General features: G+C 64.1%; 12 protein-coding genes. 6 read left to right on the top strand and 6 right to left on the bottom strand.

Features of this window, described 5'->3' with window-relative positions:
- Positions 1–94: 94 nt before the first annotated feature.
- The 6 genes from EO99_RS0118520 to EO99_RS0118545 form a co-directional block, all read right to left on the bottom strand.
- Entirely contained in the window at positions 95–1,126 is a 1,032-nt protein-coding gene (locus EO99_RS0118520) for a trans-3-hydroxy-L-proline dehydratase (RefSeq protein ID WP_029620090.1), read from the bottom strand.
- A complete protein-coding gene (gene lhpI, locus EO99_RS0118525) occupies positions 1,119–2,807 on the bottom strand; it encodes a cis-3-hydroxy-L-proline dehydratase (RefSeq protein WP_029620091.1) in 1,689 nt (562 codons plus the stop codon). Before lhpI ends, EO99_RS0118520 begins: the two co-directional genes overlap by 8 nt.
- Entirely contained in the window at positions 2,804–3,805 is a 1,002-nt protein-coding gene (locus EO99_RS0118530; RefSeq protein WP_029620092.1) for a 4-hydroxyproline epimerase, read from the bottom strand. The genes lhpI and EO99_RS0118530 overlap by 4 nt, the downstream gene beginning before the upstream one ends.
- Before the next feature lie 11 nt (positions 3,806–3,816).
- Positions 3,817–5,058: an NAD(P)/FAD-dependent oxidoreductase gene (locus EO99_RS0118535; RefSeq protein ID WP_029620093.1), complete on the bottom strand. Its 1,242-nt coding sequence runs from the start codon at positions 5,056–5,058 to the stop codon at positions 3,817–3,819.
- Between the two features lie 26 nt (positions 5,059–5,084).
- Positions 5,085–6,047, bottom strand: coding sequence for a dihydrodipicolinate synthase family protein (locus tag EO99_RS0118540; protein WP_029620094.1), 963 nt, complete (start codon positions 6,045–6,047; stop codon positions 5,085–5,087).
- A gap of 103 nt (positions 6,048–6,150) precedes the next feature.
- Positions 6,151–6,855 carry a GntR family transcriptional regulator gene (locus EO99_RS0118545; protein WP_029620095.1) on the bottom strand — a complete coding sequence of 235 codons (705 nt, stop codon included), beginning with the start codon at positions 6,853–6,855 and terminating at the stop codon, positions 6,151–6,153.
- A 163-nt stretch (positions 6,856–7,018) separates the two neighbouring features.
- Between EO99_RS0118545 and EO99_RS0118550 the strand changes: the two genes are divergently transcribed.
- The 6 genes from EO99_RS0118550 (at position 7,019) to minC (ending at position 12,860) form a co-directional block, all read left to right on the top strand.
- On the top strand, positions 7,019–7,198 hold the full coding sequence (locus EO99_RS0118550; protein WP_029620096.1) for a hypothetical protein: 180 nt from the start codon (positions 7,019–7,021) through the stop codon (positions 7,196–7,198).
- Positions 7,199–7,480: 282 nt separating this feature from the next.
- Entirely contained in the window at positions 7,481–7,741 is a 261-nt protein-coding gene (locus tag EO99_RS0118555; RefSeq protein ID WP_029620097.1) for a DUF4212 domain-containing protein, read from the top strand.
- 10 nt (positions 7,742–7,751) lie between these two features.
- A complete protein-coding gene (locus EO99_RS0118560; RefSeq protein ID WP_029620098.1) occupies positions 7,752–9,518 on the top strand; it encodes a sodium:solute symporter family protein in 1,767 nt (588 codons plus the stop codon).
- Between the two features lie 87 nt (positions 9,519–9,605).
- Entirely contained in the window at positions 9,606–11,432 is a 1,827-nt protein-coding gene (locus EO99_RS0118565; protein WP_029620099.1) for a DUF294 nucleotidyltransferase-like domain-containing protein, read from the top strand.
- Between the two features lie 11 nt (positions 11,433–11,443).
- Positions 11,444–11,968: a hypothetical protein gene (locus EO99_RS0118570; protein ID WP_029620100.1), complete on the top strand. Its 525-nt coding sequence runs from the start codon at positions 11,444–11,446 to the stop codon at positions 11,966–11,968.
- A 160-nt stretch (positions 11,969–12,128) separates the two neighbouring features.
- Entirely contained in the window at positions 12,129–12,860 is a 732-nt protein-coding gene (gene minC, locus EO99_RS0118575; protein WP_029620101.1) for a septum site-determining protein MinC, read from the top strand.
- The last annotated feature ends 14 nt before the right edge of the window (positions 12,861–12,874 follow it).

A 12,874-nucleotide genomic window follows, 5' to 3' on the forward strand; every position in this document is an offset into this window, starting at 1 on the left:
AACCAAACCGGCTGGCCGGAGTTCCAAGGTTTTTGATGAAAGATACGATGCATCGGCTGGCCGACTGCCGACAGGCTTGTCTGAGCAGCCCAGGCTAGAGCTTGCGGGGCCAGGTGTCGGCGAGGCGGTAGCCGTCCGGCCAGGGGTCGGCGGGGTCCAGCATGTACTGATGGGTTCCGGTGATCCAGGCGCGGCCCGAGATCTGCGGCACGATCGCTGGTCGTCCAGCAATCGAGGTTTCCGACAGGATGCTGCAGTCGAAGGTGGAGCCGATGATGGAGTGACCGACGAAGCGCTGGCCGACTGCAATCTGCCCGCGCGCATGCAGGATGGCCATGCGGGCGGAGCAGCCGGTGCCGGTCGGCGAGCGGTCGAGCTTGGCCGGCTGGATCACCACCGTGTTGCGGCCGTGCAGCGCCCCATCCTTTGTCTCGACGGGAAGCGTCAGCTGACAGAAGGAGATGTGGTCCCAGTCGGGGTTCAGCGGATGCGAGAAGCCGATCTGCTCGTTGGCCGCCTTGGTGATCCTGATCCCCGTTTCCGCCAGTTCGCGCGCCTCGTCCGGCGTCAGTGCGAAGCCGAGCGAACGCGCGTCGGTGATGACGAAACTGTCGCCGCCATAGGCCGTGTCGACGGTGATGGTGCCGAGCCCTTCGACCTCCAGGGCCACATCGAGCTTGTCGGCAAACGACGGGACGTTGGTGACGGCGATGCGCTCGGCCTTGCCGTTGCGGCAGTGGGCGACCACCTCGACGAGGCCGCCCGGCGCTTCCAGCACCATCCGCGTCTCCGGCTCGACCATCGACACGATCCCGCTGTCGAGCAACACCGTGGCGACGCAGATGGAGTTGGAGCCGGACATCGGCGGCGTGTCTTCCGGCTCCATGATGATGAAGCCCATGGCTGCCCGAGTATCCTTGGGCGGAACGAGCAGGTTGACGTGCCGGAACACGCCGCCCCGGGGCTCGTTCAGCATGAAGTTGCGAAGCGACTGGTCGGTTGCGATATGGCTGCGCTGCTCCCAGAGCGTCTCGCCGGGCGGCGGCGCGACGCCGCCGACGATGACGTCGCCCACCTCGCCTTCGGCATGGCACGAGATCACATGGATGACCTTGCTGCTACGCATGGAAGCTATCCCTTGCTCGTGCTCGACCTGTCGTGACCGCCTCGGCGCAGTCGGCGATGCTGCCGAGGCGCACGCTGCGGCCGCTGAGACCGGGACCATAATGGGCGTATTTGCCGGAATTGGTCATCACCGTTCGCGCCGACGGCGGAAACACCGGCTCGCTGATCGTGCACCAGCAGAGATCCTGAAGGACCCGAACGCCTGCGTCCTGAAGGCGGGTCAGGGTACCATCCTCGCCGGCGGCGGCAATTACGTCGCGGCCCGCCGTGATGATCACGGCAACGTCTGGATGCCGGCTGCGCCCGGTCAGCGCGTCCGCGAAAGCGCGACACTCCCCCAGCGACGCATGCGGACTGCCGATGGCGACGAGGTCCACCTGCTCGGGGCCGGCATGAAGATGCGCCCATGCATCGCGCAATGCGTCTCGCCCGATCACCGCATGATCGGCATCATGGGCAGGCACCATGTCCGCCTCCGGGGTTACCCCCTCGATATGAAGCATCGGCGCGGCAGAGGTCGTCCCGAAGGCGGCGCACAAAGCCTTGAGGTCATCCGGCGATGGACGTGCGGCAGCAAGGCCGCGCAACAGCGGGATCCGGTCCGGCGACAGCTGGCCGGCGACATAGCCGACGAGCGGCCAGAAGGCATCGTCGATCCGATCCGGCAGCGCGATATCGATGATCTGGCCGGGCCGCCGGTTGTCGTCGAGATAGACGCCCGCGGCTGGCGCGCGTCCCGTGATGGCCATGCAGAGATCGAGGAAATCCGCATGCTTCGGCGTCCGCGCGCCGAGTACGGAATTGGCGAAGATGACGGCGTTGGATTCCGACCAGGCGATCAACTCGCCGGCAACCGGCGCGGCCGCCAGCAGGTAGGGCGAACAGGTGAACGTCGGACGACAGCCCATTGCCACATAGGCCTCGGCCAGTCTGGCCGCCGGCGCGCCGAACTCTGCCGGCACGCCCTGCGCCGCCCAGTTCGCAAGATCGACGGAAATCGCGTTCATGGTCGTGGGGATGCGCACCTGCGCGCCGAGCGCCGCGACCTTCTGCGCGAAGACGAGGTTGGCAGGGCTGGCATAGATGCAGCCGTCGATATGCGCCCGGGTAACATCGAGAAGGTGGCTTGCGCCCTGCTGCACCGCCACCGCACAGATGATCCGCATCGCCTGCTGGGCCGCCGGCCCTTCTGCGCCCTCCAGCATGCCGCGATCGGCGTCAGTGAGTTCGAGATCTGCCATCGGCGGTGGTGCCAGTGGAATGGTGAGCCCGTCGGCCTCAATGGCATCCTGCGTAATGGTAACCTGTGCAGCGCCCGACACAGCCGCAAACACGTCGGCCGGCAGCCGCACCACCGGCAGAAGCCTGCCGAACATCTCGTGTGCGACGAGCGCGCCCAACGTCAGCACGTCCTCGGCATCCTGGAAGACGAGCGCCGCCGGCGCACGACCGGTCAGCACCAGGTCCAGAAGCACGCCGGAGCCGCTGCAGGACCCCCGGCTCGAAGGCATCACCAGCACGGTGCCCGTCAGGCATTCTCCGTGCAGCGGATGGTGGACATCGATGATCCGACCGTCGTCAGGCGAGACCCCGCCCCAGAAGCTCAGCGGCTCGGAGGTGGCCAGCACCGGCCCCTCGGCCTTGCCCGGAAGGACGCTGAAGGGGGGCGAGACTTGCGTCATTTCACCACGAAACCATGCGCGAACGGATCGCGATCGTCGATGAAGATCGTGTTGATGCCGGTCATGCGGGCCCAGCCGGCGATCGACGGGATAATGGCGTCGCGGCCCGCAACCGTGGTCGCCGCCTCAACCTTTCCCTTGAAAAGAGAGCCGATGATCGATTCATGGATGAAGTCGTCGCCGACCGTCAGCTTGCCCTTGGCCGCCAGTTGCGCCATGCGGGCGGAGGTCCCCGTTCCGCAGGGCGAGCGGTCGATCGCCTTGTCGCCGTAGAAGACGGCGTTCCGGGCGTGCGCCTCCGGATGCGTCGCCTTGCCGGTCCACTGGATGTGGCTGAGACCCCTGATCTCCGGATGCTCCGGATGCACGAAGTCGTATTTCTCGTTCAGAGCCGCGCGAAGCTTGGGGCTCCAGCCGATCAGCTCGCCGGCCGTATGATCCGCCATGTCGCGGAAATTCTTCTGCGGCTCGACGATCGCGTAGAAATTGCCGCCGTAGGCGACGTCGACGACGATCTCGCCGAGCCCCTCGACCTCCGCCGTCAGTCCCTCTGCGTGCAGGTAGCCCGGAACATTGGTGAGGCGCACCTCCTCCACGAACCGGCCCTCCTGACGGTAGGTGATGTCCACCTTGCCCGCGGGCGCATCGATGGACAGCCGGCCGGGCTCCCGCGGCGTGATCAGGCCGTTCTCGATGGCCATGGTGATCGTGCCGATGGTCCCGTGGCCGCACATCGGCAGGCATCCCGAGGTCTCGATGAAGAGAACGGCGACGTCGCAATCGGGACGTGTCGGCGGATAGAGGATCGATCCCGACATCATGTCGTGACCGCGCGGCTCGAACATCAGTCCGGTGCGGATCCAGTCGAACTCGCGCAGGAAATGCGCCCGCTTCTCGAGCATGTTCGCGCCCTCCAGTCGCGGGCCGCCGCCCGAAACGAGGCGGACCGGATTGCCGCAGGTGTGTCCATCGATGCAGGAGAAGGTGTATGTGGCCATGATCGCAGTCTCTATCGGAACCGTTGGGGCGAGAAGGGGGATATGTCGACCGGAAGCAGCTGATCCGTCAACAGATCAGCGACGAGGCGCGCGGTCCCGGTCGACTGGGTCAGGCCAAGGTGTCCGTGGCCGAAGGCATAGACGACACGCGGCGCGGCCCGGGCGCGTCCGATCGCGGGCAGGCTGTCGGGCAAGGACGGCCGGAAGCCGAACCACTGCGTCCCGTTGCGGTCGTCGAGACCGGGCAGGAAGGCCTTCGCCTTCTTCAGCATCGCCTCGGCGCGCCGGAAGTTCGGCGGCAGCTTCAGGCCGCCGAGTTCGACGGCGCCCCCAACCCGGATCCCCGAGGAGAGGCGCGTGACGACGAAGCCGTGGCCGCCGAAGGTGATCTGCGTCCGCAGGTCGAAGGCACTGTGCGGCAGGGTTGTGTTGTAGCCACGCTCGGTTTCCAGCGGGATCCTGTCACCCAGCGTCGCCGTAATCTCGTGGGAAAAGGCACCGGCGCAAACCACCACCTGCCCCGCGCGCCATGTCTCGCTGTCGGTGGCAATCACCACCTGCTCGCCTATCTGCCGAAGAGCCTTCACCTGCGCCCGCTGGATGCTGCCGCCCATGGCCCGGAAGTGATCGGCAAGCGCAAGCACATAGAGCTTCGGATCGCTGATCGAATACCACCCGGGCGTGAAGGTGCCGCGGGTGAAGCGGGGCGAGAGACCCGGCTGGATCTCGCCCATGGCGGCAGCGTCGAGATGCCGGAATTCGATCGCGTGCTCCGCGCGAAGCTCCCACCCCGGCAGCGATGCCTGGAACTCCGCCTCGCCCTCGTAGACCTGGAGGTTACCCTCCTTGCGCAGCATCGGCATCGTGCCGGTGCGGGTGAGAAAGGGCTCGAGCTCGCTCCTGGAGAGCGTCATCAACGCGACCTGCGCGTCGGTGGATGCCTTTACGCGGCGCGGCGAACAGGCCCGCCAGAACTGAAACATCCACGGCGCGATGTTGAACGCATAGGCCGGCGGCACCGACAGGGGCCCGAGCGGATCGAGGAGCCATTTCGGCGCCTTGCGCATGATGCCGGGAGACGCCATCGGCAGGATGTCGGTGAAGGCGAAGGCACCGGCATTGCCGGCCGAGGCACCGGCGGCGGGGCCTTCACGGTCGAGGACCGTGACCGACAGACCGCGCGCCTGCGCGGCGATGGCGGCTGAGAGGCCGATCACGCCGGCCCCGATGACGATGACGTCGGACGCGCCCATCAGCGGGCGCTCGCCGGCAATGACCGTTACCCCTTGCAGGTCTGGACGGCGCCTGGGAGCTTGCTCCACTCGGCGTACCAGGAATTGAACAGCTTGAACTGCGCCTCGACATAGCCCCGCTGGCTGTCGGTCAGGGCGTCCGTTTCGATGAAGTGGAGCGCATATTCCTCATCGCCCTTCAGCACCATCATGTGCTTGAAGTAGAGGACGAGGTCCGGACCTTCGTCGAAGGACGAGAGCACGGCGAGCGCCTGCTCCAGTTCCTGCGCCCGCAGTCGCGCATCGGCATCGCCGCCGGCTGCGGCCTGGCAGAGATTGGAGAGATGCAGGACTTCCTTGGGCAGGACGTTGCCGATGCCGGTGATCGCACCGGTTGCGCCACAGTTGACGAAACCATGAAACACGGCCGTATCGACACCGATCATCAGGGAAACGCTCTCATCCGGGCTGGTGATGAACTCAGCCGCATAGCGCAGGTCCTGAGGCCCGCCGAATTCCTTGAAGCCGACGAGGTTCGGGTGCTCGGCGCGCAGCGCGAAGAAGAGATCGGCGCGGGTCGCAAATCCATAGTAGGGGCTGTTGTAGATGACCGCCGGCAGATCGGGCGCCGCCGAGAGGACCGCCTTGAAATGCGCCTTCTGGGCGGTGATCGAGGAGCCGCGCGACAGCACGCGCGGGATGACCATCAGGCCCTGTGCGCCGACTGCCTGGGCATGGGCCGCATGCGCCACCGCCGACGCGCTGTTGACGGCGCCCGTCCCGACAATCACCGGAACACCGGCCTTGACGAGCCGCTCGACGCCTTCCATGCGCTGCGCATCGGTCAGAAGCGGCCAGTCACCCATAGAGCCGCAGTAGACGACGGCCGACATGCCCTGCGCGATCAGCTGCTGGGCCTTGCGCACAAGCGCATCAAAATCGGGGCTGCGATCCGGCTTGCAGGGGGTCATCAGCGCGGGAACGACGCCGGAAAAAATGGGGGCTTTCATCAACAACTCCTGCTGCGCGGAGGCGGCCATGCCGCCCGATTTCAATCACTCGCTCAAAACATATCGCAATTGTATTCAGATTGTCGACAGAAAATGAGCGGGCCTACAGCGGCACCTCCAGCCGGTCCTCCCGCACGAACATCTTCTGGATCTGGAGGACGATCTGCTCGGCATGCTCGCGGGCGATCCGGTCTGCTGAATCCACGTTCCGCGCGGCAATCACGGCGATGATCTCGTCATGCTCCTCCACGAAACGTTGTGGCAGCCGGTCGTCGTAAGACTGATAATAGAGGCGCAGGATCCGGCGGCCTTCGTCGAGAAGGCGGCTGAAGAGCACGGTGAAATAGGGGTTCCTCCCTGCCTCGGCGATCGCCAGATGCAGGGCGGCATTCGTGGCAATCATCGCGAGCGCATCCTGCGCCCGGACGGCCGCGGCAAACTCCTGCTGGCGGGCCGCGATAACCTCGAGGTCTTCCGGCCGATGATACTGGGCCGCGAGCCGCGTGGTCACCCTGTACATCAGCACCAGCGCATCGAAGAAGGTGTGCATGTTGAGGAAGTCGATGTTCGACACCATGGTGGAACGGTTCGGCAGCGTCGTGATCAGTCCCTCGCCGGCAAGCCGCACCAGCGCCTCCCGGATCGGCGTCCGCGACATCTGGAAGCGCTCGGCAAGCTGAACCTCGTCGATCGGACTGCCCGGCGGCAAGGCGAGGTCGAGGATCTCGTCGCGCAGCAGGTCGTAAACGACCTTTGCGCCCGAGCCACGCTTCCGTTCGGTCCTCACGTTCGCTTCGGTCTCGCTCATTTTCTCAGGTTCCTCCTGGCGCGGTCGATCGACCGACGTCATCCCCACTCTCCGTTCGCGCATCGTGGTTCCATGCGTGCCGGGCTCCGGGGCCATGATCTGCCGCTTGCAAATATATCGGCAGGTGCAATCCTGCAAACTGCCTACAATAATGGAGACCGCCATGTCCCGTGACAAACACAGCACCGATGCGCCCAAGACCGACGACGAGCGCGCCAAGGAGCAGGACGATTATCTGGAGGAAGCCCTGGAGGAAACCTTTCCTGCGAGCGATCCGATCGCACCTGGGCACCCTTCTCACGACAGTCCCGCAAAGCCTGACAAAGAGAACACCAAGCCCTGAGATGATGCGCACCGGATGTCATATGCGTCCTGCGTGAAAGAGGGCGGCGTCAACACCCGTCCCGACGTGCACGCCATCCTGCGCAACAGCAGGCGGCCCCCTGTCGCGCCCGCTTCCGGAGCACAACCGGACCGCGACTACGACTAACGGAGGATGTACGCAAACCGGGCGATTGGTTACTGCTTCTTACTTGCCTATTTCGCTTTGGGATTCGGTGGGCGGCGTGGGCAAGGAGGGACCGGCGTCCTGAGGGACGCTCTTTGGGAAAAGGGAGGAGCACACGTGGCGGACAATACTTCGTCCAATGCCTATTGGGCAGCGAACATTCGCATCATCACAATTTGCCTGGCGATCTGGGCGATCGTCTCTTACGGCTTCGGCATTCTGCTGAGGCCGCTGCTGTCTGGCATCAGGTTCGGCGGCACGGATCTCGGCTTCTGGTTTGCCCAGCAAGGGTCGATCCTCGTCTTCATCGCGCTGATTTTCTACTACGCGACGTACATGAACAAGCTGGACCGCAAGTTCGGCGTCGAAGAACAGTGAGGCGATAGAGATGGACCAATATACTCTCAACCTGCTGATCGTGGGCGCTTCCTTTGCGCTCTACATCGGCATTGCAGTCTGGGCACGCGCCGGCTCCACCGCGGAATTCTACGCGGCGAACCGCGGTGTCAACCCAGTCCTGAACGGTATGGCGACGGCCGCTGACTGGATGTCGGCAGCCTCCTTCATCTCCATGGCCGGCCTCATTGCCGGCGTTGGCTACGGCAACTCCACCTACCTCATGGGCTGGACCGGCGGCTACGTGCTGCTCGCCCTGCTTCTGGCTCCCTACCTGCGCAAATTCGGCAAGTACACCGTTCCGCAGTTCATCGGGGACCGGTTCTACAGCCAGGGCGCCCGTCTGGTCGCCGTCATCTGCCTGATCATCGTCTCGGTGACCTACGTCATCGGTCAGATGACCGGTGCAGGCGTGGCGTTCTCCCGCTTCCTGGAGGTCGAGGTTTCAACCGGCCTCTGGATCGCATCCGCAGTGGTCTTCGTCTATGCGGTTCTCGGCGGCATGAAGGGCATCACCTACACCCAGGTGGCGCAGTATGTCGTTCTGATCGTCGCCTATACGATTCCGGCGATCTTCATCTCCCTGCAGCTGACGGGCAACCCGATCCCGCCACTGGGCCTCTTCTCGACCCACACGGAATCGGGAGTACCGCTGCTGCAGAAACTGGACCAGGTCGTGACCGATCTCGGTTTCAATGCCTATACGGGCCAGGGTTCAATGCTGAACATGACCCTGTTCACGCTGTCGCTGATGATCGGTACGGCCGGTCTTCCGCACGTCATCATCCGCTTCTTCACTGTTCCGAGAGTGGCTGATGCGCGCTGGTCGGCAGGCTGGGCGCTGGTGTTCATTGCGCTTCTCTACCTGACGGCCCCGGCCGTGGGTGCGATGGCACGACTGAACATCATCGACACCATCTTCCCGGGCGGCGTCGAGCAGCCGGCGGTCTCCTACGAGCAGCGTCCTGACTGGATGCGCAACTGGGAAGTGACCGGTCTTCTGAAGTATGAGGACAAGAACAGCGACGGTCTCATCCAGTACTACAACGACGCTGCTCCGGGCTTCACCGCCCAGGCAACGGAACGGGGCTGGGCCGGCAACGAGCTGACCATCAACAACGACATCCTCGTTCTGGCCAATCCGGAAATCGCACAGCTTCCGGGCTGGGTTATCGCTCTGATTGCTGCCGGTGGTCTCGCCGCCGCGCTGTCAACCGCAGCTGGCCTGTTGCTGGCTATCTCCTCCTCGGTCAGCCACGATCTGATCAAGGACTGGCTGGTTCCGGGGATTTCGGAAAAGAGCGAGCTGATGGTCGCCCGTGTTTCCATGGCCGGCGCCATCCTCGTGGCCACCTTGCTCGGCCTCAACCCGCCCGGGTTTGCGGCCCAGACGGTGGCACTCGCCTTCGGTCTTGCCGCAGCGAGTATCTTCCCGGTCCTGATGATGGGCATCTTCTCCAAGCGCGTGAATTCGGCCGGTGCGACGGTCGGCATGCTGGTTGGCCTGATCGTCACCTGCCTCTACCTGTTCACCTATCTCGGATGGTTCTTCATCCCGGGTACGAACATGATGGAGAACATCCCGGCCAACTACCTGTTCGGCATTCCGCCGACTGCCTTCGGCCCGATCGGCGCATTGCTGAACTTCGCTGCAGCCTACGCAGTGTCGGCAATGACGGCAGCTCCGCCACGGCACATTCAGGAGCTGGTGGAATCGATCCGCGTCCCGCGCGGCGCCGGTGGTGCAATCAGCCACTGACATCACGAAACAGAACGGGCGGCCACTGGCCGCCCGTTCCCCTTCCAAAGCTCCCACGGCCACCGAAGGACCACGAAAGGCTCAGCAATGGCGAATGCCGCTGCAGACATCGCCAAGTTTGTGGAAACGGTCCACCCCTACGACAGTCTGCCCCGGGACGAACTGGAACGAGTCATTGGCCGTTTCCAGCGCCACAGGCTGAAGGCAGACAGCAAGATCTACGATCTGAACGAGCCGCTGCCCGGTCTCTATCTGATCATGGAAGGCAACGTCGAAGTCAGGGACTCGTCAGGCAGCCTGATCTCCCAGCTGTTCCCCCGCAATACCCTCGGCGAACGCGGCCTTCTGGCCGATGGCCGTGCTGCGACCAATGCGCGGGCCCTGACCGACGTCGTGCTGCTGATGTTGCCCGCAGCCGAATTCAGGCGGCTCATAAACGATTATCCGGTCTACAGCCGGTTCTTTACCCGCGGCAAGACGAGCGACAATCGGCGCAACGAGCTCAGCCTGCGGAAGGTGAGCGACCTGATGTCGACGCCGCCGCTGGTATGCTCGCCCGATGACAGCGCGCAGCAGGCTGCTGCCGTCATGCGTGATCGGAAGGTTTCGAGCCTCGGCGTCATCCACAACGAGCGGCTGATCGGAATCGTCACCACCGGCGACCTTTCGGCCCGCGTGATTGCCGAAGGCAGGGACCCGGCGACGACGCATGTGGCCGCCGTCATGACGCCCGCTCCGATCGGTCTTGGCGAAGATGCCCTCGTCTCCGACGTCCTCAATCTGATGCTGGAGCGCAAGATCGCTCATCTGCCGATCGTCGATGGCGAACGCATGATCGGCATGGTGACGCAGACGGATCTGACGCGGTTCCAGGCCATTTCCTCTTCATCGATGATCGGGGAGGCGGCAAATGCCGAGAGTGCGGCTGATCTGAGCAGGATCACCGCCCGCATTCCGCAACTGCTGGTGCAGCTTGTCGGGGGCAACCACGCCCACGAAGTGGTCACGCGACTGATCACGGACATTGCGGATGCGGCAACCCGGCGGCTGATCATTCTTGCCGAGCAGGAACTCGGTCCACCTCCCGTCCCTTATCTCTGGCTCGCCTGCGGCAGCCAGGGCCGGCAGGAGCAGACAGGAGTGAGCGATCAGGACAATTGCATCATCATCGATGACAGCTTCGAAGAGAGCCAGAGGCCTTGGTTCGAGAAGCTCGCGCACATCGTCAGCGATGGCCTGAACACATGCGGCTATATCTACTGCCCGGGAGACATGATGGCCACCAGTCGCCGTTGGTGCCAGCCGGCCAGGGTCTGGCGCGATTATTTCCGCCGATGGATCGAGACCCCGGAGCCGATGGCGCAGATGCTGGCCAGCGTGATGTTCGACCTGCGGCCCATCGCCGGCAAGCTTTCCCTGTTTGACGACCTTCAGGCGGAGACATTGGAGCAGGCAAGCCAGAACTCGATCTTCGTGGCGCATATGATCGACAACTCGCTGAACCACGCCCCACCTCTTTCCTTGTTGCGAGGCTTTGCCACGATCCGCAGCGGAGACTACCGCAACCAGATCGACATGAAGCACAATGGCGTGGTCCCGGTCGTCGATCTCGGACGCGTCTATGCGCTGATGGCCCGGTTGACGCCGGTCAACACCCGCGCCCGTCTTCTTGCCGCGGAAGAAGCCAGGATCATCTCGGAGAGCGGTGCGCGCGATCTGATTGCCGCCTACGACCTGATTGCCGAACTCAGGCTTCGCAACCAGGCCAGCCAGGTGAAGGCCGACTCGCGCCCCAACAACTATCTCGGCCCCTACGACCTTGGCGATTTCGAGCGCTCCCACCTTCGCGACGCTTTCGTTGTCGTGCGAACCATGCAATCTGCGCTGGCCAACGGTCGCGCCGCGAAAGTCTAAGAGGAAATTTCATGCTGTTCGAGTTGATCGCTGCCGTCGTGGCCGGTGTCGCAATCGCGGGCGTCGCGATGTCGCTGCGGTGGGCAAGCCGCGGCCGCCTGCCGAAGTGGATCGTCCCTGCCGCAGCCGGACTGGGCATGCTCTCCTATGCCCTGTGGAGCGAATACAGCTGGCTGTCGCGGATCACGCGCGCCATGCCGGAGGGCGTGGTCGTCGCCTGGCACAACGAGGACCGCGCCTTCTGGCGTCCCTGGTCATACTACCGCCCCGTCGCCAACCGTCTGTCGGCGGTCGACACCCGAACCGCGCAACGACATCCCGATCAGCCCGGCCAGGTGATGGTGGACCTCATCCTTGCGGCACGCTGGCAGCCGTCGGCGCGGGTCAGGGTCATCTACGACTGCAACAGCAACAGACGCGCAGATCTGATCGGCTCCGACATCTCCGTCGCAGAGGACGGGGCGATTGTTGGCGCACAATGGCTGCAACTCGAACCCGATGACGCGGCCCTCCGCATCGCCTGCCAGACCGGGTGAACGACGAATCCGTTATCGTTCAGGGGCCGCGATGTGACATTCGGGGCACTGCTGACGCCAGCCATGGTCAAGGTCGTGCGTAGTGTTAACCGGCAGCGAGGACGTTAACCTTTTGTTAACCAAATCGCCCGTAGACATGGTCAACACACCATTAACCAAGATCACCAAAGTGCTAACAGACGCTCGCTCCATCCGCATCAAAGGCCGCTCGTTTCTGGCGGTCGTCCTGTCTCCCGACCTGCCACTTGATGAGTGGCTGGTCAGGCTGGACGATCTGGCTGCCCGCTCCGCCGGCTTCTTCCTGGGACGTCCCGTGGTCCTGGATGTTACCGACCTGGACATCGACCGGGCGCAACTGACCGACCTGATCGCAGGTCTTGTGCAGCGTAATGTCAGCATCATGGGGATCGAGGGCGCAAGGCCTTCGATGCTGAGCCCGGGCATGCCGCCGATCCTGAAGGGTGGACGGCCGGTTGCGGATTTCGAGCAGCCATCGACGGAACCATCCGCAGCACAGCCGGCGCCGCAGCCAAAGTCGGCATCCGTCGAAACGCGGGCGCCGATGCAGTCGATCGTCATCCACGAGCCCGTGCGCTCCGGCCAGTCGGTCATTTTTCCGGAGGGCGATGTGACGGTGGTCGGATCGGTGGCATCGGGTGCCGAAATCATCGCCGGCGGATCCGTGCATATCTATGGAGCGCTGCGTGGACGGGTCATGGCCGGATCGGTTGGCAATGCTTCGGCACGCATCTTCTGCCGCAAGCTTGAGGCGGAGTTGCTGGCAATCGACGGAATCTATCAGATGGCGGAAGACATGGCGCCGAGCCTTCGCGGACAACCCGTCCAGCTCTGGCTCGAAGGCGACGTGATGATGGCCGAAACAATTAGCTGAGCCGGGGCGGCCAG

The sequence above is a fragment of the Pseudorhizobium marinum genome (assembly GCF_000705355.1).
GTDB lineage: Bacteria > Pseudomonadota > Alphaproteobacteria > Rhizobiales > Rhizobiaceae > Neorhizobium > Neorhizobium pelagicum.